The following is a 25750-nucleotide window of genomic DNA, read 5'->3' on the forward strand; positions in this document are numbered from 1 at the left end:
TCTTCTTAGAAAACTCGGAACTACTTGTCTGGCGCGATATGCCCTGTGGGAGCGAGCTTGCTCGCGAAAGGGCCAGCCCATCCGATACCTTCGCGGAGCCTGAAACAGCGCCTTCGCGAGCAAGCTCGCTCCCACGAGCCGTGGATTTCCTGCACCACCCGCAATGTCAGGTACATCCCAAACCACATAACTCGCGCAACAGCGCGCCGTCCAGATGCTCTTCGACCAGATCCGCCAGCCGCTCGATGTCCCGCTCGCGCAGGGCGTGATAATCCACTTGCTGCACGTTTTCCAGTCCCGCCCAACGCAACAGCGCGCTGCACGCCTCAGGCGTTTCGAACAGGCCGTGCAGGTAAGTACCGAGGATTTGCCCGTCAGCGCTTTGCGCCCCGTCGCAACGATTGTCATCCAGCTGCACCGCCGGATTTTCCAGCGCCGCCCCGGTGGTCACACCCGCATGAATTTCGTAGCCGCTGACCTCGACACCTTCCAGCAGCAATCGGCCACGCACATTGCGCAGCTGTTTCTCTTCCTCAAGCACAGTGCTCATAGCCAGCAAGCCCAAGCCGGGACTTGAACCCGCCTCACCTTCCAGCCCCAGCGGGTCGTGCAGGTGCTCGCCGAGCATCTGCAAACCGCCGCAAATGCCCAGCAACTTGCCGCCGTAGCGCAAATGACGGGCAATGGCGCTGTCCCAGCCATTGGCGCGCAGATAGGTCAGGTCGCTGCGCACGCTTTTCGAGCCGGGCAGGATGATCAAATCGGCTGGTGGAATGGCCTGACCGGGGCCGACGAATTGCAAATTGACTTGCGGGTGCAGGCGCAGCGGGTCGAAATCGGTGTGATTGCTAATGCGCGGCAGGATCGGCACGACCACGTTCAGCACCTGCTCAACCTTGTCGGTCTGGCGCTGATCGAGGCCGTCTTCAGCCTCCAGATGCAGGTCCATGACATACGGCAATACGCCAACCACCGGTTTGCCGGTGCGCGCTTCGAGCCAGTCCAGCCCCGGTTGCAGTAAGGCGATATCACCGCGAAAGCGATTGATGATGAAGCCTTTGACCCGCGCCTGTTCACTGGGCGACAACAATTCAAGGGTGCCGACCAGATGCGCGAACACCCCGCCGCGATTGATATCGGCGATCAGCAGCACCGGGCAATCCACCGCCTCGGCGAAACCCATGTTGGCGATATCGTTCGCGCGCAGATTGATCTCGGCAGGCGAACCGGCGCCCTCGACGACGATTACCGGATACTGCTCGCCCAGCCGTTGATGGGACTCCAGCACCGCCCGCATCGCGATTTCTTTGTAGCCGTGATAGGCCACCGCGTTCATGGTGGTGACGGCGCGACCATGAATAATCACTTGCGCGCCGGTGTCGCTGTTGGGCTTGAGCAGCACCGGATTCATGTCGGTGTGCGGTTGCAGGCCGCACGCCTGGGCCTGCACCGCCTGGGCGCGGCCGATCTCGCCGCCGTCTGCGGTGACTGCGCTGTTGAGCGCCATGTTCTGCGGCTTGAACGGCACGACGCTGACGCCCTGACGTGTCAGCCAGCGGCACAAGGCCGTTACCAGTGTGCTTTTGCCGGCATCCGACGTGGTGCCTTGCACCATCAAGGTGGTCATGAATTTTCCTGATTGAATTCGCCAAGGGCGCTATCGAGGCGTTGCCAATCCGCTTCATCGCTGGGCAGGCCGAAGCGCAGGCTGCTGTGGTGCGGGCCGTCATCGAGAAACAGGCGCAGCAGGATGCCGCGCCGGGCGCAGAACTCATACAACGCTGACGCACGGGGCGTGACCAGCCATTGAAACAGCGCGCAGCCGCCGTGTGGCGCCAGGTCGTGCCGCGTCAGCAATTGCACCAGACGCTGACTGGCCTGATCGGTGCGCTGGCGTTGCTGGTGATGGCCTTCGGTATCTCTCAGGCAAGCCGCACCGAGTTCCCGGGTCGGGCCGCTGACTGCCCAGGGTCCGATATCCCTGGCCAGTAATTTGAGCAGATGCGGTTCAGCCAGCACAAAACCCAACCGCGCCCCGGCCAGACCGAAAAACTTGCCGAACGAGCGCAGAACGATCAGCCCGGCGCGCCATGTCTCGGCCGCCAGGCTCAGCCCCGGCGTGTTGTCCATGAAGGCTTCGTCCACCACCAGCCAGCCGCCCCGCTCCGCCAGCCGTGCATGCCACTTGAGCAGTTGCTCGGGCGACAGGTTCAGCCCGGTGGGATTGTTGGGATTGACCACCACCAGCACGATGAGGCTGTCGAGAAAGTAATCGACTTCGTGCTCCAGCACTTCCCGGACCAGAAATCCGGCGCTGCGCCAGGCCTGGGCATGCTCGGCATAACAAGGCGACAACACGCCGACCTTACCGGCGCCACGCAAGCGCGGCAGGGCTTGAATCGCCGCCTGGGAGCCCGGCACCGGCAACACTTGGGGAGCGCCGTAATAAGCGCAGGCAGCTTGTTCCAGGCCATCGTCGGTTTCCGGCAGCCGCGCCCAGGCTTGCGGGGCAATCGGCGCAATCGGCCAGGCCCAGGGCGCAATGCCCGTGGAAAGATCCAGCCACTCACTTTCGGCAATGCCGTAATCGCGTGCAGCAACACGCAGTCGCCCACCGTGTTCAAGCATAGAATTCAGCTCCCACACACAAAATCAGCAACCAAAGCCAGACGCCGCGCTGCACCAGTTGCCAGCCCCGGTCGATAGATTGCGCGTCGGCGGGTACGCCTTCGCCCAACTGCGGACGTTGATGAAGTTCGCCGTGATAAATCGCCGCACCGCCGAGCTCGACACCCAGCGCACCCGCGCCAGCCGCCATCACCGGGCCAGCGTTAGGGCTGTCCCAGGTCGGACCCTGGGTTCGCCAGCAGCGCAACGCGAGTCGGGTCTTGCCCAATAGCGCGTAGGTCAAAGCGACCAGACGCGCAGGAATGTAGTTAAGCAAATCATCGATTTTGGCTGCAGCCCAACCGAAACGCTCGAAGCGCTCGTTGCGATAGCCCCACATGGCATCCAGGGTATTGCTCAATCGATACAACACGACGCCCGGTGCACCGGCGACGGCAAACCAGAACAGCGCGGCAAACACGGCGTCGCTGCCGTTTTCCAGCACGGATTCGGTGGCCGCACGGGCCACTTCAGTCGCATCCAGTTCCGAAGTCTGGCGGCTGACCAGATAGCCGACCCGCCGCCGCGCTTCGTCCAGATCGTCGGCGCGCAACGCCTGGGCCACCGGCTCGACGTGCTCGCCAAGGCTGCGCAGGCCGAGCGCGCAATACAGCGCGAGGATTTCCACCAGCCAGCCGATATAAGGCAACCAGCTCAACAGCGTGGCCAGCAACGTCAACGGCACCACGGCGAGAAACCATGCCGTGACGCCGTGGCTGCGCCAACCGCGTCCGCCAGAGTTGAAGCGCCGCTCGATACGATCGGCAAACCGCCCAAAGGCCACCAGCGGATGCGACCGCTTCGGCTCGCCCAGCAACGCATCCAGCGCCACACCGGCGACGCTCAACAGCGCCACACTCATTGACTGACTCCCCATTGATTCTCGTAGAGCATTTCGTCGAGCGGACGTTCTTGCGTCCAGCCTTCCATGACCAGCATGGGTGTCGGGTAAAATTCGCTGACCGGCCCCAGGCACAGCACCGCCAGCGGTTTGGCACCGGCCGGCATGTTCAACAGATCGGCCAGCGCCTGGGGTTCGAACAACGACACCCAGCCCATGCCGAGCCCTTCGGCTCGCGCCGCCAGCCACAGGTTCTGAATCGCGCAGGACAATGAAGCCAGGTCCATTTCCGGCAACGTGCGGCGGCCAAAGATGTGTTTCTCACGATCATCCATCAGTGCTGCGACCAGCACTTCCGCGCAATCGTCGATGCCCTCGACCTTGAGCTTCATGAAATCGTCGGCGCGCTCGCCCATCGCTTCGGCGGTGCGCATCCGTTCCTGCTCGACCTGCACCTTGATCTGCGAACGCAAGGTCCGGTCGGTGATGCGAATAAAACGCCACGGTTGCATCAAACCGACGCTGGGCGCCTGATGCGCCGCGCCGAGCAGCCGCGCGAGTAACTCCGGCGCGACCGTGCCGCCGCTGAAGTGGCGCATATCCCGGCGCTCGGCAATGGCTCGATACACCGCCGCCCGCTCATCGGCGCTGAACGCTTGGTCATTCATGGTTTGAAAAGCGCCGCAACCGCTTGAGGATTGGAAGGGAAATAGAAGTGCACGTAGGACGCAGTCATGCGCCCTTCGCGATAGACCGCCTCCGCGCCGCGCCCGCCGTTGGGGCTGATGCCACGGGCGATGGGCTGCAATTGGGTGCTGGTCAGCGAGTGGTGATAGGTGTGGCCGCGCAGTTCGCCTTCCGGCAACGCGACCGTTTGCAGTGCCAAGGCCGCCAGGCGCTTTTGCATGACCGCTTCACCGGCGAGCAAGCCCACCAGCTCGGCACGCTGGCCGTCGACATCGGTCAAGGCGTCGAGCAGATACAACATGCCGCCACACTCGGCCAGCAGGGGTCTGCCCGCCTGATGATGCTGGCGAATCGCGTTGAGCATTGATGTGTTTTGGCTCAAGGCCAGGTGGTGCAGTTCCGGGTAACCACCGGGCAAATACAGGCTGTCGGCAGGCGGCAGCACCGAATCGCGGATCGGCGAGAAGAACACCAGCTCGGCCCCCATGGCGCGCAGCAGATCGAGGCTCGCGCCGTAAGTGAACGCAAAAGCTTCGTCGTGGGCGACGGCAATGGTTACGCCTTCCAACAAAGGTTCGGCCGGAACCAGGTCCGGCGCGGCGAAGGTCACCGCCGGTGGCAGTTCGACTTCGCAGGTGCTGGCCAGCGCTGCGGCGGCGGCATCCAGACGCACATCAAGATCATTGAGCTCGCTGGCCTGCACCAGTCCCAAATGCCGACTCGGCAGTTCGATACCGGTTTCCCGGGACAACGCGCCGTACCAACGCAGGCCTTCGGTGAGGCTGCCTTCCAGTAATTGCGCGTGACGCACGGTGCCGACCCGGTTGGCCAATACGCCTGCGAACGGCAGGTCCGGCTGATAACGCGCCAAGCCCAGCGCCAGCGCGCCGAAGGTCTGGGCCATGGCCGTGCCGTCGATGACGCCCAGCACCGGCACGCCGAAATAACGCGCCAGATCGGCGCTGGAAGGTGTGCCGTCGAACAGGCCCATCACGCCTTCAATCAGGATCAGATCGGCCTCACCCGCCGCCTGCCACAACAGGCGGCGGCTTTCATCGGCACCGACCATCCATAAATCGAGCTGATACACCGGCGCACCGCTGGCGCGCTCAAGAATCATCGGGTCGAGAAAGTCCGGGCCGCACTTGAACACGCGAACCTTGCGGCCCTGATTGCGATGCAAGCGGGCCAGCGCGGCGGTGACGGTGGTTTTACCCTGGCCGGAGGCCGGTGCGGCGATCAGAACCGCCGGACAATGACGCGGTTCACTCACAACTCGATGCCTTTTTGCGCGCGGATACCGGCCTGGAAGGCATGTTTGACCACGGTGATTTCCGACACTGTATCGGCCATGTCGATCATTTCCGGTTTCGCACCACGGCCAGTGACAATCACGTGCTGCATCGGCGGGCGGGCTTGCAGGTCGCCGAGCACCCGCTCGATGTCCAGATAACCGTGCTTGAGGGCGATATTCAGTTCGTCGAGGATCACCATGCCGATGGCCGGATCACGGAGCATTTCCAGGGAAACTTCCCACGCGGCTTCGGCGGCGGCGATGTCGCGCTGGCGATCCTGGGTTTCCCAGGTATAGCCCTCGCCCATCACGTGATAGCGAACCTGCTCGGGGAAGCGTCGGAAAAAGAACTCTTCGCCCGTACTGTTGCTGCCCTTGATGAACTGCACGACGCCGCACTGCATGCCGTGACCCATCGCCCGGGCCAACATGCCGAATGCAGAACTGCTTTTGCCTTTGCCGTTACCGGTCAGGACCAGCAACAGCCCGCATTCATTGGGTGCGCTGGCGATGCGCTCGTCCATCACGAGTTTTTTGCGCAGCATGCGCGCCAGATGGCGTGCGTTGCGTTCGGGGGATTCGTTCATCTCAGCTCTCCGCTTGAGGGCACGCGAAAGCAGACGGCAGGCAACAGCAAATGACTGGCAGCACGACTTTCGTCATGCCCAGAGCATCGCCCGCCGTGATGCTATTGAATGGATCAGGCCGGTCTCCGGGCTCATGAGCGGAAAAATCCCGACTGTGCGCCTTCCCATGTCCTTGCGGACACAGTGGCATGAAGCACAGCTTCACTCATCTACCGTTGCGGGGGCAGCACCGGGATTGGTCGCCATGGGCGTCCTTACCGGTTTCCCTGTTTCACTCAAACAATCCGGGGATTTTGAGCACCTGAAACAAAGGGCGCAGGTTAGAGCGTTGGGGTTTGAGCGTCAATCAACTCAGCAACAGGTTGAACCTCGAAAGCCCAGGCTTCTCTATCTATTACTGGACCACTGCCTGTTATGGAGATCGATCATGTTCACGCTTAGACCACAGTTCGCGGTTTTGCTACTGGTTGCGGGAGGCCTGGCGGCCTGCGGCGAATCTTCGACCCTGCAAGTCACCGACGGCACCGGGCCGTCGCCCAAGTTGCCGGAACCGAACAAGACGATGATCCCGACCGTCAACATAGCGCCGGCGGTGGGCTGGGAAAAAGACGCCAAGCCCATCGCCGCCAAAGGCACACAAGTGGCCGCTTTCGCCGAGCATCTGGATCACCCGCGCTGGCTGTACGTGCTGCCAAATGGTGACGTACTGGTGGCCGAAACCAATTCGCCGCCCAAGCCTGACGACAATAAAGGCATTCGCGGCTGGGTGATGGGCAAGGTCATGGGCCGCGCCGGCGCCGGTGTTCCCAGCCCGAATCGCATCACGTTGTTGCGCGACAAAGATCACGACGGCATCGCCGAAACCCGCACGGTATTCCTGGAAAACCTCAACTCGCCGTTCGGCATGACGCTGGTCGGCAACAAGCTGTATGTGGCCGACACCGACCGCCTGATCAGCTTCCCGTATCAGGACGGCCAGACCTCGATCAGCGCGCAACCGACCAAAATCGTCGACCTGCCCGGCGGCACGCTGAATCACCACTGGACCAAAAACGTCATCGCCAGCAAGGACGGCAGCAAGCTGTATGTGACGGTCGGCTCCAACAGCAATGTCGCCGAGAACGGGTTGGCCGCTGAAGAAGGTCGCGCGGCGATCTGGGAAGTGGACGCCGCCAGCGGCTCCCATCGCATCTTCGCTTCAGGCCTGCGCAACCCCAACGGCATGGATTGGGAACCCACCACCGGCAAACTCTGGACGGCGGTCAACGAACGTGACGAAATCGGCAGCGATCTGGTGCCGGATTACATCACTTCGGTGCAAGACGGGGCTTTCTACGGCTGGCCGTTCAGTTATTACGGCCAGCATGTGGACGTGCGCGTAACCCCACAGAATCCGGAACTGGTGGCCAAGGCCATCGCACCGGACTACGCGGTCGGTCCGCATACCGCGTCACTTGGCCTGGTGTTCGCCGATGGCAAGACTTTGCCGGCGCCATTTAACGAAGGCGTGTTCATCGGCCAGCACGGCTCCTGGAACCGCAAACCGCACAGCGGCTACAAAGTCCTGTTCGTGCCATTCAGCGGCGGCAAGCCAAGCGGCGCACCGATTGACCTGCTGACCGGTTTCCTGAATGCCGACGAAAAAGCCCAAGGTCGCCCGGTCGGCGTGGTCAATGATCATCAGGGTGGTTTGCTGGTCGCGGATGACGTGGGGAACAAGATCTGGCGGGTGACGGGAGCCAAGTAAGGGCCCGTTGGAGCGAGGCTTGCCCGCGAATCAGGCGCCGCGGTGGATCATTCCCACCGCGTTATCGTTCTTCGCGGGCAAGCCTCGCTCCAACGAATTGGCTTACAGCTACGGATTACGCGCCAGACTCGACGGCTGGATCACGCGCTTGGCGTTCAGGTAAGCCCGCTGCCAATACGGCTTGTCGAGGCTGTCCAGCTTGACCGTGCCGCCCGTGGCCGGCGCATGCACGAAACGCCCTTCCCCGACGTAAATCCCCGCATGGCTGACCTGCGAGCCACCGCCAGTGGCGAAGAACACCAGGTCGCCGGTCTGCAATTGTTCACGGCCCACGTTCGGCGCACGCATGCCGATCATGTCGCGAGTCGATCGCGGCAGCGCAATACCTGCCGCGTCACGGTAGACATAACCGATCAAACCGCTGCAATCAAAACCGGAATCAGGGGTGTTGCCGCCCCAGTGATAAGGCGTGCCGACCAGACCGAGGGCGCGAAACATCACGTCTTCAATCGCCGGGGAAAAACTTTCAGGAGGGGCAGCCAGCACCGGGCGCTGAACGATCCGGGGCTGAGGCGGCGGCGCGCTGGCGCAAGCGCCGAGCAAGGCAGCAAGAGTAATGACCGCAAGGCGTATCGTAATCGACATGGATACAACAACCTGAGCTGGATGCGGCTGCTTGCCGAAGGCGCAAAATGCGCAAAACAGGCTTATAGCCTGTTTTTGCACAACACGGTAGTGATTAGTGACGGCGCTTGAGCGTAGTCGTGGTCATTGCAGTCGTCTGCGGCGCGATATTTGGCGATTCCATCGCCAGGGCACGCTTGGCCTCGATGAACGTCTTGCTCCAGTACACATCGTCCAGGCTGTCGACGCGAACACCACCACTGCGACGGCTGCTAGAGTGAATGAACTGATTGTCGCCCAGGTAGATAGCTGCATGGCTGACGCGACCGCGACCGGCAGTGCTGAAGAACAGCAAATCACCCGGCTCAAGGTCATTGCGTTTAACCAGCGGCGCATCGATGTTGATCATGTCGCGGGAAGAACGCGGCAAGCTCAGGCCGGCTTTTTCGCGAAACAGATAACCGATGAAACCGCTGCAGTCGAAACCGGTGCTGGTTGAGGTGCCGCCGAAACGGTAGCGCGTACCGATCAGGGATTTGCCACGCTCAAGGATGCTGTCAGCCAGGGCTGGCAGTTGATAAGGCTTGTTGTCGGCAAACTGAGCCAGTTCGGCTTCAGTGGCCAGCTCTTCCTGCAACACCGAGCGATCGGAGCGGCTTACGGAGGACTGCGCAGCAATCTGCGTCTTGTACTGCTGTTGCTGCGTATCTTGTTGAGATACCGGCATATTGGCCGAGCAACCGAACAGTAGTGATACGAGTGCGAGAGGCACGAGGGGTGCGAAGCGAGCTAGCATGGGCACAACCGTGGCTGACTGTTAAGGTGGTGAGACTATGCCAACTATGATCCTCATTTGCAAATTCAATCGAACTAAATGTGACTTACCAGTTCCGCCATGACATGTACTGCTCGGCACTGCAAAAAAGCGTCCATCTGTGGACTCTGGTCAGTAGGCGTCAAATTTATCTCCGCCGTAAAACCGCCGCAAACCCTTGTCCTGAATAGGGGTTCATGGATGTAGGGGAAGCTTGCGGTGGTACCGATACTGAGCACCGCATCGAAGCCTTTCGCCATCTGCTCGTACAGCGTTTCGAGCGCCAACTCCGGTAACATTTCTTCAAACAAAACGACGGATGGTCGCAAAACGCCACCACATTTTCGGCAAAGCGGCGGCAATGGACGCTGTAAATGTTCACTCAGTTCGGGATCATCTGCACCACAGGACTGGCAAAACAACGGAGCAAGCTGACCGTGAATTTCGATCAGACGTTCCGGCGGGCTGCCCGCAGCGCGATGATAACCATCGACATTTTGCGTCAGCACCCAGCACTCGGGCTTCTTGCGTTGCAGCTGGGCAATGGCGTAATGCGCTTCATTGGGCTGCGCGCCGAGGCAGGCCTTGCCGAGTTCCGCGATGTATTTCCAGCACAGCGCAGGATCGCGACGCAGCATCGGGCCGGACAGAGCCATTTCGATCGGCAGACCGTCGGCAGTCTTGTCGTTGTACAAACCGCCAACACCACGATAAGTCGGCAGACCGGAATCGGCAGACAGCCCGGCGCCTGTGATGATCAGAATTCGTTGGGCATGTCGCAACGCTGCTGCAACCTGCAACACCAACGCCTGATCTACCACCCCAGCGTCTCTTTGAGGAACGGAATGGTCAGCTTGCGTTGCGCCTGCAAGGACGCTTGGTCGAGCCGCTCAAGCAGCTCGAACAACGCGCTCATGCTGCGTGTGCCGCGCGTCAGGATGAAATGCCCGACCTCATCGGTCAGGTGCAGCCCGCGTCGCGAGGCACGCAGTTGCAGGGCGCGCAATTTGTCTTCGTCCGACAGGCCACGCATCTGGAACACCAGGGCCATGGTCAGGCGCGATTTGAGATCAGGGAGTTTGACCGGCAGTTCACGAGGCGATTGCGAAGCCGCAATCAACAGGCGACGTCCGCTGTCTCGCAGACGGTTGAACAAGTGGAACAAGGCTTCTTCCCACTCGGGCTTGCCCACGACCGCTTGCAGGTCGTCCAGGCACACCAGTTCGTATTGCGCGAGGTTGTCGAGGAGCTCGACCCCTTCATCAATGACTTCAGCCAGCGGCAGATAAACCGCCGGCTCGCCCATCTGCTCGAAGCGCAGGCACGCAGCCTGCAACAGATGCGTGCGCCCTACGCCGTCCTTGCCCCAGAGATAAATCAGGCTTTCGGTCCAGCCTGCGTCGGCTTCGCACAGCCGCTCCACGTAGCCGAGTGCGGCGGCGTTGGCGCCTGGATAATAATTGATGAAGGTGGCGTCATCACGCAGACGCACACCCAAGGGCAGCTGAATCGGTTTCATGCTGGCTGAACAGCTCATGTGAGCCGTTAGGGGCCTCTGTGTAAAGTGTGCAAAGTTTATACCCGTGACGCTGGGCACACAATGCGCGAGACCATAAGGAAAATCAAAGGTTTGCGTGCTTTGCAAGGTAGCCGAACGATTGCCGGGACAAATCCTGCAATAAAAAAGGACGTGGGCACTTGTCGTGCGCCACGTCCTTCGCGATGCAGCTATTTGCCCTACAACTCAGGGTCGCCCATGCCGCCGTAGATGTCCGAGTCCTTATAAAGGTCATGAACATGTCGCACCAGAACCATGATCACCGCCGCCACCGGCAGCGCGAGGAGGATGCCGGTAAAACCGAACAGCTCGCCACCGGCGAGAATCGCGAAAATCACCGCCACCGGATGCAGGCCGATGCGATCCCCCACCAACAGCGGCGTGAGCACCATGCCTTCCAGCGCCTGGCCGACCATGAACACCGCAACGATGCCTATCATCGGGTACAGGTCGCCGCCGAACTGGAACAGCCCGGCAATCAATGCCGCGCCAATACCGATCACGAAGCCCATATAAGGAACGATGGCAGCCAGACCGGCGATTACCCCGATCAACAGGCCCAGTTCCAGCCCAACCAGCATCAGGCCCGCCGCGTAGATCACGCCCAGCGCCACCATCACCAGCAATTGGCCACGGATAAACGCGCCCAGTACCTCATGACATTCGCCCGCCAGCTTGACGACCTGGCCTTCGCGATGACGCGGCAGCAGGCTGCGCACTTTGCCCATCATCACGTCCCAGTCGCGCAGCAGGTAAAAGCACACCACCGGGATCAGCACCAGATTGGTGATCAGGCCAATCAGCGCCAGACTCGAGGCCGTCGCCTTGGACAGGACAATACCGACGATGTCGCCGGTCTGGCCCATGTGCTCGGAGATCGCCGCCTTGACCTTGTCGAACTTCCAGAAACCGTCGGCAAGCCCGAATTTGGCCTGCGCCCACGGCAGCGCCGTGTGCTGCAACCAGTCGAGCATTTGCGGCGCCAGCTCATACAGACGGAACAATTGCTTGGCCAGCATCGGCACCAGGACCAACAGCAGCGCCAGAAGAATCAAGGTGAACAGGGTAAACACCGCAACCACGCTCAAGGTCCGCGACAATCCGGCCTTTTCCAGGCGATCCGCCAGCGGGTCGCCCATATACGCCAGCAGCAGCGCAACCAGAAACGGCGTCAGAATCGCGTGCAACAGGTAAACAAACAGGAACAGCAGGACAATCCCGCCGAGCCAAAACCAGCGCCGTGTATCAGTCATTAAAGTCCCTCAACTTCATAAAATGCAGCAGTGTTTGAAACATGACCTCCGCTTACCAGCGGAAGTGCAATTGTGGGCCCGTCGCTGGCACGATCAGCGGCGCGGCGCCCGGTGCAGCGGTCGTACCGTCAACTGGCGCGGCAGCTACCGGTACTGGCGCGACCTCTCCGGCCGGGACTTCCTGCAACTTGGCCAGGGACAACTGCGAACGCAGCTGATCGGCGTTGGCGCTGACTTCATAAGTGATTCGCTCGCCATCGACGGATTTGAGACGTGCACCAAAAGGCTCAAGCAGACGCATCAGTTGCGCGTAACGCTCCAGATTCATGCCCTGCACCTCCAGCAACAAACCGCTGGCCGCGCCGGGCTTGACCACGAAGCGCGGCGCCAGACGCTGACTTACCGCCAACAGCACGGCATCGGCCAATGCGTCGGACGTCGCGCCCGTGGCGGTGCCTTGTTCGCGTTGATCGCCCAGCCATAAACGCCATTTGCCCTGCCATTGGCCGCCTTCTTCCTTGGCGTGCACCGCCAGCAACGCATCGGCGCCATAGCGCTCGGACGCTTCTTTGAGCGGCGTCGCATCAGTGCCTTCAAGATTTTTCGCCGTACCCACGCCTTGCTCGCCAAGATCGGCCAGCGGCAGGCGCAACGGCAAGCCACGATGCTGGGCCGCACGTCGCAGCGGTTCGGCCGAGCTCTGACCATCACCCACCAAATTCGAGCCATCGGTTGCGTCATTCAGCCACCAGCCAAGAATGGTCGGCCGGTTGCTGCCCCAGATCGGCAGACCGGCCTGGCGCAGCGAACGGTCGGTGCTGGCGGGATCGAAATCCACCAGCAGCGATTCCGGCGGACCGGCCTCATAGCCGAACTGGCTGATGATTTGTTGCGGATTCTTGCGCAGCTCGGCCAGCGCCGGGCCTTGTACTGACTTGGTGTCGCCGGTCAGACGCAACACCAGCGTATCCAGCGCGGCCTGGGTGGCGCGGGTGCGCTCATCCGGCGTCTGGCCGCTGACGGGCTCGCGCACCTGATAGAGATTGTTGACGGTTTCGGCGAAGCTCGGCAAACAGATGAACGACAGGCAGCTGGCGAAGAATATTTTTGAGAGACCCATAGACAGTTCCCGAACAGAAAAGCGGCAGAAAAATAACCGTAACTAGATGGCTGGCTTGTCTGAGACCGCAGAGCAAGGCCATTCATTCAAATTCAAGATGCAGGCTACACCTTATAGAGGCCTCGCCAAACGAGCCAGAGCGCTCAGGACCCGGTTTATTTTGTATCGATCAAGCCTGCCCGTCGGCCTAAGGATGGCCGCTGCCGCCCAAGCCTGATAAAATCGCGCGCCTTCGCAGACTGGCGATGGTGGCGGCCCGAAAAACTGCATTGCACGCAGGTGCAGTTTTCCAGTGGCCCCGCCGTTTCCGTCGATCCCACCCGAATCCCCCCTAAAGGCCTGGATTATGAGCAAGCAACCCTCCCTGAGCTACAAAGACGCCGGTGTAGACATCGACGCCGGCGAAGCATTGGTCGAACGCATCAAGAGCGTTGCCAAGCGCACCAAGCGCCCGGAAGTCATGGGCGGTCTGGGTGGCTTCGGCGCCCTCTGCGAAATCCCGGCTGGCTACAAGCAGCCTGTGCTGGTTTCCGGCACCGACGGCGTCGGCACCAAGCTGCGCCTGGCCTTGAACCTGAACAAGCACGACACCATCGGCATCGATCTGGTCGCCATGTGCGTCAACGATCTGGTGGTGTGCGGCGCAGAGCCGTTGTTCTTCCTTGATTACTACGCCACCGGCAAGCTCAACGTCGAAACCGCTACCCAGGTAGTGACCGGCATCGGCGCTGGCTGTGAACTGGCGGGCTGCTCGCTGGTAGGCGGCGAAACCGCTGAAATGCCTGGCATGTACGAAGGCGAAGACTACGACCTGGCCGGCTTCTGTGTTGGCGTCGTAGAAAAAGCCGACATCATTGACGGTTCCAAGGTCGCAGCTGGCGATGCCCTGCTCGCCCTGCCGTCCTCCGGTCCGCACTCCAACGGTTACTCGCTGATCCGCAAGATCATCGAAGTGGCCGGTGCCGACATCGAAAACATCCAGCTCGACGGCAAGCCGCTGACCGAACTGCTGATGGCGCCAACCCGCATCTACGTCAAATCCCTGCTGAAGCTGATCAAGGACACTGGCGCGGTAAAAGCCATGGCCCACATCACCGGCGGCGGTCTGCTGGACAACATCCCGCGCGTACTGCCTGAAGGCGCGCAAGCCGTGGTGGACGTCGCCAGCTGGCAGCGTCCAGCGGTATTCGACTGGTTGCAGCAGCAAGGCAACGTTGCCGAAAACGAGATGCACCGCGTGCTGAACTGCGGCGTAGGCATGGTCATCTGCGTCGCTCAAGAGCACGTTGAAACTGCACTGAACGTACTGCGCGAAGCCGGCGAGCAGCCTTGGGTGATCGGTCAGATCGCCACCGCTGCCGAAGGTGCTGCACAAGTCGAGCTGAAAAACCTCAAGGCGCACTGATGCCTGCAACCTGTGATGTGGTGGTGCTGCTTTCCGGCACCGGCGGCAACCTGCAAGCCATGATCGACAGCTTCAAGGGCGGGAATCATCCCGTCCGCATCCGCGCGGTGATCTCCAACCGCGCCGATGCTTTCGGTCTGCAGCGCGCCCGCGATGCGGGTATCGAAGCCTGCGTACTTGACCACAAGGCTTATGACGGTCGCGAAGCGTTCGACGCCGCGCTGATCGAGCTGATTGACACCTTCCAGCCGCAACTCGTGGTGCTGGCCGGTTTCATGCGCATCCTCAGTGCCGGATTCGTCCGGCATTATCAGGGTCGCCTGCTGAACATCCACCCTTCCCTGCTTCCTCTCTATAAAGGCTTGCACACCCATCAACGGGTGCTGGAGGCTGGCGACGCCGAGCACGGCTGCAGCGTGCACTTCGTCACCGAGGAACTCGATGGAGGACCGCTGGTCGTACAGGCAGTGATTCCGGTAGAGTCCAACGACTCTGCGGCAAGTCTGGCGCAACGCGTTCATGCCCAGGAACATCAGATTTATCCGCTGGCCGTCCGCTGGTTTGCCGAAGGCCGCTTGAGCCTTGGCGAAGAAGGTGCATTATTGGACGGTCAGTTACTCGCGGCTCATGGCCACTTGATACGAACCTAGGAGATATTATGCGTCGCGCTTTGCTGTTCGCTTTCGCTCTGCTCGCACTGCCTGCCGCTCATGCCGCAGACCTGCAACCGTTCTCCGCCAGCTATACCGCCGACTGGAAGCAATTGCCCATGAGCGGCACTGCCGAGCGCAGCCTGGCAGCGGGTCCGAACGGCACCTGGACCTTGAATTTCAAGGCTTCCATGATGATTGCCAGCCTGACCGAAGTCAGCACGCTGAAGGTTGACAAAGACGTACTGCTGCCACAAACCTACAATTTTGAGCGTGGCGGCCTGGGCAAATCCAAGAAGGTCGACCTGGTGTTCGACTGGTCTACCAAGTTCGTGACCGGCACCGACCGCGGTGATGCGATCAAGCTGCCGCTCAATCGCGGCATTCTCGACAAATCGACTTACCAGCTGGCCCTGCAACATGATGTGGCCGCAGGCAAGAAGAGCATGAGCTACCAGGTCGTTGACGGCGATGAAGTCGACACCTATGACTTCCGCGTGCTGGGCTCGGAAAAGGTCGCTACCAAAGCCGGCCAGGTCGATGCCATCAAGGTCGAGCGCGTACGCGACCCGACACAAAGCAAGCGCATCACCGTCCTCTGGTTCGCCAAGGATTGGGATTACCTGCTGGTTCGCCTGCAACAGGTTGAAACCGACGGCAAGGAATACAACATCATGCTGCAAGACGGCACGGTGAATGGTAAAGCGGTCAAAGGCAGCTGATTCGTCAGCCCTTCAACGCTGCACCAAGCCCCGCTTTTTAGCGGGGTTTTTTATGGGCGGATACCCGTATCTCACCATGTCGCTTACACCGCGATGTCGGCCAGCACATTGGATCCGTAGGACCGGCTTTAGCCGGGAGGGCGGAAGGTCTGACGACGCAACCGCTGCGAATGTACCGGNCCGTAGGACCGGCTTTAGCCGGGAGGGCGGAAGGTCTGACGACGCAACCGCTGCGAATGTACCGGCCTCCTCCCGGCTAAAGCCGGTCCTACGGGTTGCGTGATGAGGATCAAGACAGTGTCTACGGTTTCGAGCGCGCAACGAGTACATGAAAAAACCTTCATTTAGCCAAAAACCCCCTGCAACCCAGACAACTCAAGGCCTGCGGTATTTCCTCCATTCGCGCAACAAACGCTTTACCGCCCTGGCTATTTACTTAGGAACCTAACAAATCCTATAACAGAGACCTGCGACACATCGCCGCAGCCTCAAGTCAGGAGCCTGAACCATGACCGTACGAGTTACTGAACGCGACGACGCCCATATCTCTCACGAAACCATCGCTGATGGCATTCAGATCTGGGATGTACACCAGCAAGATCAGTTGGTAGGGATGTTTCATGTCGAGTCCGACGCCCAGCGTTACAAGGCTGAGCTCGAAGAACTGGAAAGCAGACGCAACCAGTAAGACGCACTTTCAGAATCGCTTCAAAACAAAACCCGCACTTGGCGGGTTTTGTTTGTTTTGCATTTACCACATCAGATCATCAGGGATCTTGTAGGCCGCATACGGATCATCGCCATCGGCTTCTTCGGTCGGTTCACTGAGCAGCACGATGCGCCGTGGATCGCGTTCCTGGATCTTCAGCGCCGCTTCCCGGGGAATGACTTCGTAGCCGCCGGCATGATGCACGATGGCCAGCGAGCCGCTGCTGAGCTTGCTGCGCATCAGGCTGTTGACCGAAAGGCGTTTGACCTTTTTGTCATCGACGAAATTGTAATAATCCTCGGTGGTCAGCTTCGGCAGGCGTGACACTTCGATCAATTGCTTGATCTGTGCGGCACGGGCCTTCTGCTCGACCTTCTCCTGCTGCTGGCGATTGAGCTCCTGATCGCGCTTGGCCTTTTCGGCCATGGCTTCCTGGGCGGCACGCTTTTGCGAGTCGTCGATCTCGATCTGGCCTTTGTGGGCCAGACGTTGTTCTTTCTGCTTGTCTTTGCCGACCTGTTTGGCCTGCTTTTGGTTGACCAGACCTGCCTTGAGCAACTGGTCGCGAAGGGAAAGGCTCATTGTCTACTCACTTATGCAGATACACCGGGCTCAGCCACAGCTGGGCGCGTTCTTTTCCTGACGTTTGGCTTCGCCCCAGAGAGCGTCCAATTCTTCGAGGGTGCAATCTTCGATGGGACGATGGGTCTGGCGCAATGCCTGTTCGATAAATCGGAAGCGACGCTCGAATTTTGTATTGGCCGAACGCAACGCACTTTCTGGATCGACCTTCAAATGCCGGGCCAGATTGACGGCGGCAAACAGCAGATCACCGACTTCTTGGGCAATCGCCTCGGCGTCGTTGCTGGCCATGGCTTCAAGAACTTCATCCAGCTCTTCGCGAACGTTGTCGACCACCGGCAATGCGGCAGGCCAGTCAAAACCGACCCGCGCGGCGCGCTTTTGCAACTTCGCGGCACGTGACAAGGCTGGCAACACCGCTGGCACGTCATCGAGCAAGGACAGCTGCTCGGGTGCTGCGGCCTTGTCGGCGCGCTCTTCAGCCTTGATCTCTTCCCAGCGTTGCTTGACCTGATCTTCACTCAAGCGCGGGGTTTCCAGCGGCGCATACAAATCGCCGGTAGGAAACACATGGGGATGGCGGCGGATCAGTTTGCGGGTAATGCCATCGATCACACCGGCGAACTCGAAGCGCCCTTCTTCCCTGGCCAGCTGGCTGTAATACACCACCTGAAATAGCAAATCGCCGAGTTCACCCTTTAAATCATCAAAGTCGCCGCGCTCGATGGCGTCGGCCACTTCATAGGCTTCTTCAAGGGTGTGCGGCACGATGCTGGCGTAATTCTGCTGCACGTCCCACGGGCAACCGAACTGCGGATCGCGCAGCCGGGCCATGAGGTGGAGCAGGTCGTCGAGAGTGTGCATTGGGGTTTCCAGGTCTTTATTTATTGAACGTCCTTCGCGAGCAAGCTCGCTCCCACAGGTGCCAGGTGATTTCTGTGGGAGCGAGCTTGCTCGCGAATGGGCCGCTCATATGACTCAAGGCGTCCGATTACGCCGCGTCTCGATAATATTCGGCAACTGCGATATCCGCCCCAGCAAACGCCCCAATGCATCCAGACCCGGAATCTCGATGGTCAGCGACATCAATGCGGTGTTGTCTTCCTTGTTCGAACGGGTATTCACCGCCAGAACGTTGATCCGCTCATTGAGCAGGACCTGGGAAACGTCACGCAGCAAACCGGAACGATCGTAGGCGCGGATGATGATGTCCACCGGATAGGTGAGCACCGGGATCGGCCCCCAGCTGACCTGGATGATCCGTTCCGGCTCGCGACCGCCCAGTTGCAGCACCGATGCGCAATCCTGGCGGTGAATGCTGACGCCACGGCCCTGGGTGATATAGCCGACGATGGCATCTCCCGGCAGCGGCTGGCAGCAACCGGCCATTTGCGTCATCAGGTTGCCCACACCCTGAATCTGGATATCGCCGCGTTTGCCAGGCTTGTAGCCGGTGGCCTTGCGCGGAACCAGCTCGATCTGCTCGTTGCCGCGTTCCGGCTCGACCAGTTGCTGCGCCAGGTTGACCAGCTGCGTCAGGCGCAGATCGCCCGCACCCAAAGCGGCGTACATGTCTTCAGCGGTCTTGAGGTTGGCTTTTTCCGCCAGCCTGTCGTAGTCCACCGCAGGAAAGGCCAGACGCGCCAACTCCCGATCAAGCAGGGTTTTACCGGCCGCGACGTTCTGATCCCGGGCCTGCAACTTGAACCAGTGAACAATCTTGGCCCGCGCCCGTGACGTGGTGATGTAGCCCAGGTTCGAGTTCAGCCAGTCACGGCTCGGCGTGCCGTGCTTGCTGGTGATGATCTCGACCTGCTCACCGGTCTGCAGACTGTAGTTGAGCGGCACGATACGGCCGTTGATCTTCGCGCCACGGCAGTTATGGCCGATCTCGGTATGCACCCGATAGGCGAAGTCCAGCGGCGTCGCGCCCTTTGGCAGGTCGATGGCGTGGCCGTCCGGGGTAAACACGTAGACCCGATCCGGTTCGATATCGACGCGCAGCTGTTCAGCCAGGCCGCCGATATCACCCAGTTCTTCGTGCCATTCCAGCACCTGACGCAGCCAGGAGATTTTCTCTTCGTAATGATTGGAGCCGGATTTGACGTCGGTGCCTTTATAGCGCCAGTGAGCACAAACCCCGAGCTCGGCTTCTTCGTGCATCGCGTGGGTGCGAATCTGCACCTCCAGCACCTTGCCTTCCGGCCCGATGACGGCGGTGTGCAGCGAGCGATAGCCGTTTTCCTTAGGGTTGGCGATGTAGTCGTCGAACTCCTTGGGAATATGCCGCCACAAGGTATGCACGATACCCAGCGCGGTATAGCAGTCGCGCATTTCCGGGACCAGCACACGCACGGCGCGCACGTCGTAGATCTGGCTGAATTCCAGACCTTTGCGCTGCATTTTGCGCCAGATCGAATAGATGTGCTTCGCCCGGCCACTGATGTCGGCGGTAACGCCGGTCGCCAGCAGCTCGTTTTCCAGCTGGGACATCACGTCGCTGATGAAGCGCTCGCGATCGAGGCGACGTTCATGCAGCAGCTTGGCGATCTGTTTGTATTGTTCGGGCTCAAGGTAGCGGAAGGACAAATCCTCCAGCTCCCATTTGATGTGGCCGATGCCCAGGCGGTGGGCCAGCGGCGCATAGATGTCGAAGACTTCCCGGGCGACGCGGTTGCGTTTTTCCTCGTCGGTATTCTTCACCGCGCGGATGGCGCAGGTCCGTTCGGCGAGTTTGATCAAGGCCACACGGACGTCGTCGACCATGGCCACCAGCATCTTGCGCAGGTTTTCCACCTGCGCCTGACTGCCCAGCACCAAAGACTGGCGCGGGCTGAGGCTGGCACTGATGGCAGCCATGCGCAGCACGCCGTCGATCAATTTGGCGACGGTCGCACCGAAGCGCTGCTCGACATCGGGCAGCGGAATCTTGCCTTCGCGTACGGCACGGTAAAGCACCGCCGCAACCAGCGAGTCCTGATCGAGCTTGAGGTCGGCCAGGATCTCGGCGATTTCCAGACCGGCCTGGAAACTCGACGTGCCTTCGGCCCAGCGGTTCTTTGAAGCGTTGTCCTGTTGCTCGGCGTTGCGGGCAAACTCACAGGCCTCTTTCAAGGCTTGTCGATCCAAAATCAGGTCGACGCTGACCACATGATCCAGCCATGCGTCGAGGTTGATACTGCCGTCTGTGTTTATCGGCTGGTGTTCTCTCACCTGTACCATGTCGCTTACCTTCCCTACGGCGCGATGAATAGCGCCTACAGTCGCTGGCCTTCTTGAGCGAACACTCCTTGCCGGGCAAGCAAGGACTGGCATTCGCGGGCCAGTCGGATTAAACGAGACTCCATGTGAACCGCTGACTCAATTCCCTAAGCCGCTGCTCACTTACTCGCTTCAAATAAAGCCATCGCCTCGACATGAGCTGTCTGTGGAAACATATCGAGAATTCCGGCACGTTTTAATCGGTAGCCCTGTTTGACCAATTCGACAGTATCGCGAGCCAAAGTTGCCGGGTTACATGACACATAGAGCAACCGTTCGGCACCTAGTGCCTTGAGCTTGCGTACCACCTCGAAAGCGCCGTCACGCGGCGGGTCCAAGAGTACCGCAGAAAAGCCTTCTGCGGCCCAGTTCGCTTGTGCCAGCGGCTGGGACAAATCCGCCTGAAAAAAGGCTACGTTGTGCAGATCATTACTCATTGCATTGGCCGACGCACGCTCGACCATGGTCGCGACACCTTCTACTGCAACCACTTCCCGGGCCAGTCGGGCCAGGGGTAATGCAAAATTTCCCAGACCACAAAACAGGTCCAGAACGCGCTCGTCAGACTTGGGTGCGAGCCAGTCCAGAGCCTGCTCGATCATCGCGGTATTGATCGCCGCGTTGACCTGAATGAAGTCTCCCGGCCGGTAAGCCAGGTCCAGATTCCAGGGTTCCAGGCGATAGCCCAAAGCCTGTGCAGCGTCCGTCGGTTGCGGATCGCCTTCGCCATGCAGCCAGAGTTGCGCGTCATGGTCTTTGCAGAACGTTTGCAGGGTTGCCAGATCGGCATCGGCCAGCGGCGCGGTGTGGCGCAGCAATACAGCCGTGGAAGAACCACTGAACAGCTCGACATGACCCAGCACCTGCGGTTTGCTGAAGCTTCTCAGCATCGCCGGCAATTGCATCATGATCGGTTGCAAGGCCTGTACCAGCACCGGGCATTGTTCAATGGAAACGATGTCCTGACTGGCAGCGGCCCGAAAACCGACATCCAGGCGTTTGGCCTTGGCATCCCAGCGCACCGCAACCCGGGCGCGTCGACGGTAGGCGAATTCGGCACCGGTCAAAGGCGCCGCCCACTCTTGCGGCTCGACACCGGCCACTCGCTGCAATTGCTCGGCGAGCATGCGCTGTTTCAGGGCAAGCTGTTCGCTGTGGGGCAAATGCTGCACGCTACAGCCGCCGCAGCGGCCGAAATGCACGCAAGGTGCCGGACGGCGCATGGCGCTAGGTTTAAATACCCGCTCGGTGCGGGCTTCGACGACTTTGCCGTGGGCGTTGAGCACTCGCGCTTCAACTTCTTCACCGGCCAGACTGCCAGCGACGAACCAGGTTCGCCCGTCGAGAAACGCGATTCCGCGCCCGTCGTTGGACAGACGCTCGATAGTCAGCCGCTGTTTTTTTCCGGTGGGGATCTGCGTCGCCTTGACGCCGCCTGCTGGTTGGAAGCGCAGGCCTCTTTCATGTTTGGCCATCAGTTGGGTGCGTCGTAGACGCCGGTCGACAAGTAACGGTCGCCACGGTCACAGATGATCGCGACCATGACCGCATTTTCGACTTCACGGGACAGACGCAACATGCCCGCTACCGCACCGCCGGAGGAAACGCCACAGAAGATGCCTTCTTCGCGCGCCAGACGACGCATGGTGTCTTCGGCTTCGGCCTGGGCCATATCGACAATGCGATCAACCCGGTCAGCCTGATAGATACGCGGCAGGTATTCTTCCGGCCAGCGACGAATGCCCGGAATCGCGGCGCCTTCCATGGGTTGCAGACCGACGATCTGCACCTGTGGATTCTGCTCTTTCAGGTAACGGGAAACGCCCATGATGGTGCCGGTGGTGCCCATCGAACTGACGAAATGCGTGATGGTGCCGCCGGTCTGCCGCCAGATTTCCGGGCCGGTGCTGGTGTAGTGCGCCTCGGGATTATCGCCGTTGGCGAACTGGTCGAGCACCTTGCCGCGACCTTCGTTCTGCATGCGTTCAGCCAGGTCGCGGGCGCCTTCCATGCCCTCTTCCTTGCTGACCAGGATCAACTCGGCGCCATAGGCGGTCATCGCCGCCTTGCGCTCGGCACTGGAATTGTCGGGCATGATCAGAATCATCCGGTAACCCTTGATCGCCGCAGCCATGGCCAGGGCGATGCCGGTATTGCCGGATGTTGCTTCGATCAAGGTATCGCCGGGATGGATCTGTCCGCGCAATTCGGCACGAGTAATCATCGACAGCGCCGGACGATCCTTCACGGACCCGGCCGGGTTATTACCCTCCAGCTTGAGCAGAAGAATATTACTGGTATCACCCGCCATACGTTGCAGACGCACAAGCGGGGTGTTGCCGACGCAATCGGCAATGGTTGGGTACTGCAGGGTCATGGCGTATTCGCAATCCAGACTGCGGGGGCGCCTATCATAACGGCAAACGCCAAAACCCCATATCACGCAAAGTGCGGGGCATATCGCTAAATGGAATAAGGACTGTATGCCGCAGCGCGTTGGAGCGAGGCTTGCCCGCGAGGAGGTCATTATCAGGCGATGAATAGGTCGACTGGAATTTCCATTCGCGGGCAAGCCTCGCTCCAACGAGAACCGCTCGGGCTTTTGATTCGCTTTTCCATGCAGAGGTTTGGAAGACACCGCCAAACGCGCGTCGGGAGGCTGAGCGCAGGTGGCGTGGTGAGGTGCGCTCGGCATGGATGCCGAGCGAGCGCCGTTGGGCCAGGGATGGCCCGTCGGCGCGTCGCCTCACCACGGTGCCGGAGTCGAAGGAACCCCTGCGAAGCAGGGGCCGGACGTCAGCGCACATGGTTTTCCCCCAATTTTGCCGAAACAAAATGGGGTCGACCGTCAGGGCGAAACCGGATTAAGCCGCACCGCAAATGCTGTTGTTGCCACCTAATTCAAAAAGCCACTCAGCTCCGTAGGAGCCAGACAGTCGTTGCTTCAAGCTTTCGCCAACAACCGCATCTTCAACCGCAACCCGCCCTCGATGTTCTGCGCCCACATCATTCCGCCCTGCAACGCAAGGGAGTTGCGGGCGATGCTCAGGCCGAGGCCGAAGCCGCCATTGCCGGGGCGCGAGCCGTCCAGGCGGGTGAATGGCGAAAATATTCGCTCCAGTTCGTGCTCGTCCACCCCGCCGCCTTGGTCGTCGAGCCAGAGTTGCCAGAACTCCCCGTCATGCTTGCCACTGAGGCGCACGATGCCTTGCGGCGGTGAATGACGAATGGCGTTGCGCAGAATGTTTTCCAGCGCCTGGGCCAGGGTATTGAGGTGGCCCCGGACCCAGCAATCGACGTCCAGATCGCATTGCAACTGGGCGGCGGGCCAGCCGCTTTCGAAACAGGCGTTCTCGGCGAGCATTTCCCAGAGCGCCAGCACCTGAATATCTTCCTTGGGCAGTTGCTGGCGCTCGGTGTCGAGCCAGGCCAGTTGCAAGGTGTCATCCACCAGACGCTGCATGCCGTCCACCTCACGGCTCAGTCGCCCCCGCAAATCAACGAGGCTTTGCTCGCTCTCGCAAGCCACCCGCAAGCGGCTCAATGGCGTGCGCAATTCGTGGGACATGTCGCGCAACAGTTGCTGCTGGACGATGACGGTACTGTGCAGCCGTTCGGCCATTTGATCGAAGGCGCGGCTCAATTCACCCAGTTCGTCCTGACGATTGGTCATCTGGCTGGACAAGCGCTGCGCCAGTTGATCGGCATGCCAGGCGTTGGCCTGGGCGCGCAGGTGATTGAGCGGCTGGATCAGCAAGCGATACAACCCCACGCACAGCAGCAGGGTAAAGACCCCAGGAATCACCCCATTGGTCAGCACCCGCCAGAGCACCACGTAACGGCCCGGCACGAAGCGTTTGGGCAACTCAATGACCAGGCTGCCCGCCGTGGGGTCCATGGGAAACGGGATTTTCAGCCAGGGGGTGGTCCGCGAGCGAGTGCTGGTGGGCCATTCCAGGCCGCGCAGAAACGTCATGTGCTGGCTGTCGACTTCGCTCAGCGGATAGCTGCTCAACGATTGCAGATCAGCACCGATCACCCCGACCCAGCCGCTTTCGCTGCGACCGATCTGCTGCAGCCAGGCGTCGACGCCAGCCTGCTGCCCGGTGACCCAGGCACGTTCGGCCTCGGCGGCGTAATCGGTCAGGGTGTAGCGCGCCTCGTCGGACAGGTACGCGTTACGCTTTTCGGCGTAGTGACCCCAGGTCAAGCTCAGCCAGATCATCAACAGGCAAAAACCAACCAGCAGGAACGCCAGCTTCCAGAACAGCGAATGTTTGCCCGGCAGACGGGAAAAGGACTCAATCATCGGCTTGTGCAGCGGTCAGCACATAACCTTTGCCCCATACCGTCTGCACCTGTCGTTCCAGATAGCCGATGCCCTTGAGCTTGCGGCGGATCTGGCTGATGTGCATGTCCAGGCTGCGATCATGCTGGGCATAACCGCGCTGCAACACATGCTGATAAAGGAAGGGTTTGCTCAGCACGTCTTCGGGATTACGCCACAGGGTTTCCAGCAGGCGATATTCACTGCGGGTCAGATCGCCGCGACGTTGCTCAAAGCTGACATCGCAAAGCGCCTCGTCGAACACCAGCTCGCGACTGCCCTGCCCCGGCAATTTCACCGGAGCCGGCGCATGGCGGCGCTCCAGGGCGACCCGGCGCAGGATCGCTTCGATGCGCACGCGCAACTCGGCCATGCTGAACGGTTTGGGCAGGTAATCGTCGGCGCCGTTGCGAAACCCGGTAATGCGGTCGGTTTCCGCGCCCAATGCCGACATCAGGATCACCGGCAAGCTATGGCTGCGGCGCAGATGAGTCAAGATTTCCAGTCCGCTCATGCCCGGCAGCAGGATATCCATCAGCACCACGTCAAATGGCTGGCTTTGCGCCTGGGCAAGCCCCTGGCTGCCGTTCTGCTGCCAGGTCACCTGAAAACCGCACCGGCCCAACTGCTCATGCACATAAGCGCCGAGTACCGGGTCGTCTTCTATAACCAGGATGTTGGGGAGGTGAATGGTTTCGGGATTCATTATCTTTCGCGACTAATTCTCAATCGCCGATTATTCAAGATTGACGGGTGATGAGCAAGCAGGCTGAGGGTTGTTGACGTATGGCAGGTCCATGCCTGACGTGTGGCGCTGTAAGATGCCGAGATTGCAGGCGGTCAAAATCGCTACACTGCGTGAGTATTGGCCTGCGCCGATGCTGAACCGAGTCTGGACATCC

The 25750-nt window shown here is 60.5% G+C and carries 24 protein-coding genes and 1 riboswitch; of the genes, 5 read left to right on the plus strand and 19 right to left on the minus strand.

Annotation, left to right across the window (positions count from 1 at the left end; translation table 11 throughout):
- Positions 1–166: 166 nt before the first annotated feature.
- The 6 genes from AFK24_RS04245 to cobO are packed head-to-tail and all read right to left on the minus strand — an operon-like array spanning position 167 to position 6076.
- Positions 167–1627 carry a cobyric acid synthase gene (locus AFK24_RS04245; protein WP_065832050.1) on the minus strand — a complete coding sequence of 487 codons (1461 nt, stop codon included), beginning with the start codon at positions 1625–1627 and terminating at the stop codon, positions 167–169.
- The gene (cobD, locus tag AFK24_RS04250) at positions 1624–2628 is read right to left on the minus strand and encodes a threonine-phosphate decarboxylase CobD (protein WP_065832051.1); all 1005 of its coding nucleotides are present in this window, start codon (positions 2626–2628) and stop codon (positions 1624–1626) included. Before cobD ends, AFK24_RS04245 begins: the two co-directional genes overlap by 4 nt.
- On the minus strand, positions 2621–3529 hold the full coding sequence (gene cbiB, locus AFK24_RS04255; protein ID WP_020289138.1) for an adenosylcobinamide-phosphate synthase CbiB: 909 nt from the start codon (positions 3527–3529) through the stop codon (positions 2621–2623). Before cbiB ends, cobD begins: the two co-directional genes overlap by 8 nt.
- The gene (bluB, locus tag AFK24_RS04260; RefSeq protein ID WP_065832052.1) at positions 3526–4176 is read right to left on the minus strand and encodes a 5,6-dimethylbenzimidazole synthase; all 651 of its coding nucleotides are present in this window, start codon (positions 4174–4176) and stop codon (positions 3526–3528) included. The genes cbiB and bluB overlap by 4 nt, the downstream gene beginning before the upstream one ends.
- Complete coding sequence (locus AFK24_RS04265) at positions 4173–5468, minus strand: cobyrinate a,c-diamide synthase (RefSeq protein WP_065832053.1); 1296 nt, start codon at positions 5466–5468, stop codon at positions 4173–4175. Before AFK24_RS04265 ends, bluB begins: the two co-directional genes overlap by 4 nt.
- A complete protein-coding gene (cobO, locus tag AFK24_RS04270) occupies positions 5465–6076 on the minus strand; it encodes a cob(I)yrinic acid a,c-diamide adenosyltransferase (protein WP_065832054.1) in 612 nt (203 codons plus the stop codon). Before cobO ends, AFK24_RS04265 begins: the two co-directional genes overlap by 4 nt.
- Positions 6077–6175: 99 nt before the next feature.
- A riboswitch (cobalamin riboswitch) is annotated at positions 6176–6396 on the minus strand.
- A 107-nt stretch (positions 6397–6503) separates the two neighbouring features.
- Between cobO and AFK24_RS04275 the strand changes: the two genes are divergently transcribed.
- Entirely contained in the window at positions 6504–7823 is a 1320-nt protein-coding gene (locus tag AFK24_RS04275) for a PQQ-dependent sugar dehydrogenase (RefSeq protein ID WP_065832055.1), read from the plus strand.
- A 108-nt stretch (positions 7824–7931) separates the two neighbouring features.
- On the opposite strand, the gene AFK24_RS04280 is transcribed toward AFK24_RS04275, so the two are convergent.
- The 6 genes from AFK24_RS04280 to AFK24_RS04305 all read right to left on the minus strand — a co-directional run bounded on the left by AFK24_RS04280 (position 7932) and on the right by AFK24_RS04305 (position 13192).
- On the minus strand, positions 7932–8468 hold the full coding sequence (locus AFK24_RS04280; RefSeq protein ID WP_065832056.1) for a C40 family peptidase: 537 nt from the start codon (positions 8466–8468) through the stop codon (positions 7932–7934).
- 94 nt (positions 8469–8562) lie between these two features.
- Positions 8563–9243: a C40 family peptidase gene (locus AFK24_RS04285; RefSeq protein WP_080482035.1), complete on the minus strand. Its 681-nt coding sequence runs from the start codon at positions 9241–9243 to the stop codon at positions 8563–8565.
- Positions 9244–9317: 74 nt separating this feature from the next.
- On the minus strand, positions 9318–10082 hold the full coding sequence (locus AFK24_RS04290) for an NAD-dependent deacylase (RefSeq protein WP_065832058.1): 765 nt from the start codon (positions 10080–10082) through the stop codon (positions 9318–9320).
- A complete protein-coding gene (gene hda / locus AFK24_RS04295) occupies positions 10076–10780 on the minus strand; it encodes a DnaA regulatory inactivator Hda (RefSeq protein WP_065832059.1) in 705 nt (234 codons plus the stop codon). The genes AFK24_RS04290 and hda overlap by 7 nt, the downstream gene beginning before the upstream one ends.
- 218 nt (positions 10781–10998) lie before the next feature.
- Entirely contained in the window at positions 10999–12072 is a 1074-nt protein-coding gene (locus AFK24_RS04300; RefSeq protein ID WP_065832060.1) for an AI-2E family transporter, read from the minus strand.
- A 52-nt stretch (positions 12073–12124) separates the two neighbouring features.
- A complete protein-coding gene (locus tag AFK24_RS04305) occupies positions 12125–13192 on the minus strand; it encodes a DUF2066 domain-containing protein (RefSeq protein ID WP_065832061.1) in 1068 nt (355 codons plus the stop codon).
- 346 nt (positions 13193–13538) lie between these two features.
- On the opposite strand from AFK24_RS04305, the gene purM reads away from it, so the two are divergent.
- From purM to AFK24_RS04325, 4 genes are all read left to right on the plus strand, one after another.
- A complete protein-coding gene (gene purM / locus AFK24_RS04310) occupies positions 13539–14597 on the plus strand; it encodes a phosphoribosylformylglycinamidine cyclo-ligase (RefSeq protein WP_065832062.1) in 1059 nt (352 codons plus the stop codon).
- The gene (purN, locus tag AFK24_RS04315; RefSeq protein WP_065832063.1) at positions 14597–15247 is read left to right on the plus strand and encodes a phosphoribosylglycinamide formyltransferase; all 651 of its coding nucleotides are present in this window, start codon (positions 14597–14599) and stop codon (positions 15245–15247) included. Before purM ends, purN begins: the two co-directional genes overlap by 1 nt.
- An 8-nt stretch (positions 15248–15255) precedes the next feature.
- Positions 15256–15969 (plus strand): DUF3108 domain-containing protein, encoded by a 714-nt coding sequence (locus AFK24_RS04320; RefSeq protein ID WP_065832064.1) that lies wholly within the window; start codon positions 15256–15258, stop codon positions 15967–15969.
- 508 nt (positions 15970–16477) lie between these two features.
- Positions 16478–16657, plus strand: a complete 180-nt coding sequence (locus AFK24_RS04325) for a hypothetical protein (RefSeq protein ID WP_020289123.1) — start codon at positions 16478–16480, stop codon at positions 16655–16657.
- A 63-nt stretch (positions 16658–16720) separates the two neighbouring features.
- Here the strand turns inward: AFK24_RS04325 and AFK24_RS04330 are convergent, their stop codons facing one another.
- The 7 genes from AFK24_RS04330 to AFK24_RS04360 form a co-directional block, all read right to left on the minus strand.
- On the minus strand, positions 16721–17260 hold the full coding sequence (locus AFK24_RS04330) for a DUF2058 domain-containing protein (RefSeq protein WP_065832065.1): 540 nt from the start codon (positions 17258–17260) through the stop codon (positions 16721–16723).
- 30 nt (positions 17261–17290) lie between these two features.
- Positions 17291–18124 (minus strand): nucleoside triphosphate pyrophosphohydrolase, encoded by an 834-nt coding sequence (gene mazG, locus AFK24_RS04335; RefSeq protein WP_065832066.1) that lies wholly within the window; start codon positions 18122–18124, stop codon positions 17291–17293.
- Positions 18125–18238: 114 nt separating this feature from the next.
- Positions 18239–20482, minus strand: a complete 2244-nt coding sequence (gene relA, locus AFK24_RS04340) for a GTP diphosphokinase (RefSeq protein ID WP_065832067.1) — start codon at positions 20480–20482, stop codon at positions 18239–18241.
- A 158-nt stretch (positions 20483–20640) separates the two neighbouring features.
- A complete protein-coding gene (gene rlmD, locus AFK24_RS04345; RefSeq protein ID WP_065832068.1) occupies positions 20641–21996 on the minus strand; it encodes a 23S rRNA (uracil(1939)-C(5))-methyltransferase RlmD in 1356 nt (451 codons plus the stop codon).
- Positions 21996–22898 (minus strand): cysteine synthase CysM, encoded by a 903-nt coding sequence (gene cysM / locus AFK24_RS04350; protein ID WP_065832069.1) that lies wholly within the window; start codon positions 22896–22898, stop codon positions 21996–21998. Before cysM ends, rlmD begins: the two co-directional genes overlap by 1 nt.
- A gap of 567 nt (positions 22899–23465) precedes the next feature.
- Complete coding sequence (locus tag AFK24_RS04355; protein WP_065832070.1) at positions 23466–24830, minus strand: sensor histidine kinase; 1365 nt, start codon at positions 24828–24830, stop codon at positions 23466–23468.
- Positions 24823–25554: a response regulator transcription factor gene (locus tag AFK24_RS04360; RefSeq protein WP_065832071.1), complete on the minus strand. Its 732-nt coding sequence runs from the start codon at positions 25552–25554 to the stop codon at positions 24823–24825. The genes AFK24_RS04355 and AFK24_RS04360 overlap by 8 nt, the downstream gene beginning before the upstream one ends.
- Positions 25555–25750: the final 196 nt, after the last annotated feature.

This window comes from Pseudomonas syringae (genome assembly GCF_001698815.1).
Lineage (GTDB): Bacteria > Pseudomonadota > Gammaproteobacteria > Pseudomonadales > Pseudomonadaceae > Aquipseudomonas > Aquipseudomonas syringae_A.

What these genes read in the sequence shown, in the direction of transcription:
- AFK24_RS04320 (WP_065832064.1), top strand. Translation starts at nt 15,256, where the DNA reads ATGCGTCGCGCTTTGCTGTTCGCTTTCGCTCTGCTCGCACTGCCTGCC.
- AFK24_RS04360 (WP_065832071.1), bottom strand. Translation starts at nt 25,554, where the DNA reads ATGAATCCCGAAACCATTCACCTCCCCAACATCCTGGTTATAGAAGAC.
- hda (WP_065832059.1), bottom strand. Translation starts at nt 10,780, where the DNA reads ATGAAACCGATTCAGCTGCCCTTGGGTGTGCGTCTGCGTGATGACGCC.
- cobO (WP_065832054.1), bottom strand. Translation starts at nt 6,076, where the DNA reads ATGAACGAATCCCCCGAACGCAACGCACGCCATCTGGCGCGCATGCTG.
- AFK24_RS04355 (WP_065832070.1), bottom strand. Translation starts at nt 24,830, where the DNA reads ATGATTGAGTCCTTTTCCCGTCTGCCGGGCAAACATTCGCTGTTCTGG.
- rlmD (WP_065832068.1), bottom strand. Translation starts at nt 21,996, where the DNA reads ATGGCCAAACATGAAAGAGGCCTGCGCTTCCAACCAGCAGGCGGCGTC.
- AFK24_RS04285 (WP_080482035.1), bottom strand. Translation starts at nt 9,243, where the DNA reads ATGCTAGCTCGCTTCGCACCCCTCGTGCCTCTCGCACTCGTATCACTA.
- AFK24_RS04305 (WP_065832061.1), bottom strand. Translation starts at nt 13,192, where the DNA reads ATGGGTCTCTCAAAAATATTCTTCGCCAGCTGCCTGTCGTTCATCTGT.
- AFK24_RS04300 (WP_065832060.1), bottom strand. Translation starts at nt 12,072, where the DNA reads ATGACTGATACACGGCGCTGGTTTTGGCTCGGCGGGATTGTCCTGCTG.
- mazG (WP_065832066.1), bottom strand. Translation starts at nt 18,124, where the DNA reads ATGCACACTCTCGACGACCTGCTCCACCTCATGGCCCGGCTGCGCGAT.
- AFK24_RS04280 (WP_065832056.1), bottom strand. Translation starts at nt 8,468, where the DNA reads ATGTCGATTACGATACGCCTTGCGGTCATTACTCTTGCTGCCTTGCTC.
- AFK24_RS04275 (WP_065832055.1), top strand. Translation starts at nt 6,504, where the DNA reads ATGTTCACGCTTAGACCACAGTTCGCGGTTTTGCTACTGGTTGCGGGA.
- cysM (WP_065832069.1), bottom strand. Translation starts at nt 22,898, where the DNA reads ATGACCCTGCAGTACCCAACCATTGCCGATTGCGTCGGCAACACCCCG.
- purM (WP_065832062.1), top strand. Translation starts at nt 13,539, where the DNA reads ATGAGCAAGCAACCCTCCCTGAGCTACAAAGACGCCGGTGTAGACATC.
- AFK24_RS04325 (WP_020289123.1), top strand. Translation starts at nt 16,478, where the DNA reads ATGACCGTACGAGTTACTGAACGCGACGACGCCCATATCTCTCACGAA.
- bluB (WP_065832052.1), bottom strand. Translation starts at nt 4,176, where the DNA reads ATGAATGACCAAGCGTTCAGCGCCGATGAGCGGGCGGCGGTGTATCGA.
- cbiB (WP_020289138.1), bottom strand. Translation starts at nt 3,529, where the DNA reads ATGAGTGTGGCGCTGTTGAGCGTCGCCGGTGTGGCGCTGGATGCGTTG.
- AFK24_RS04245 (WP_065832050.1), bottom strand. Translation starts at nt 1,627, where the DNA reads ATGACCACCTTGATGGTGCAAGGCACCACGTCGGATGCCGGCAAAAGC.
- cobD (WP_065832051.1), bottom strand. Translation starts at nt 2,628, where the DNA reads ATGCTTGAACACGGTGGGCGACTGCGTGTTGCTGCACGCGATTACGGC.
- AFK24_RS04330 (WP_065832065.1), bottom strand. Translation starts at nt 17,260, where the DNA reads ATGAGCCTTTCCCTTCGCGACCAGTTGCTCAAGGCAGGTCTGGTCAAC.
- relA (WP_065832067.1), bottom strand. Translation starts at nt 20,482, where the DNA reads ATGGTACAGGTGAGAGAACACCAGCCGATAAACACAGACGGCAGTATC.
- purN (WP_065832063.1), top strand. Translation starts at nt 14,597, where the DNA reads ATGCCTGCAACCTGTGATGTGGTGGTGCTGCTTTCCGGCACCGGCGGC.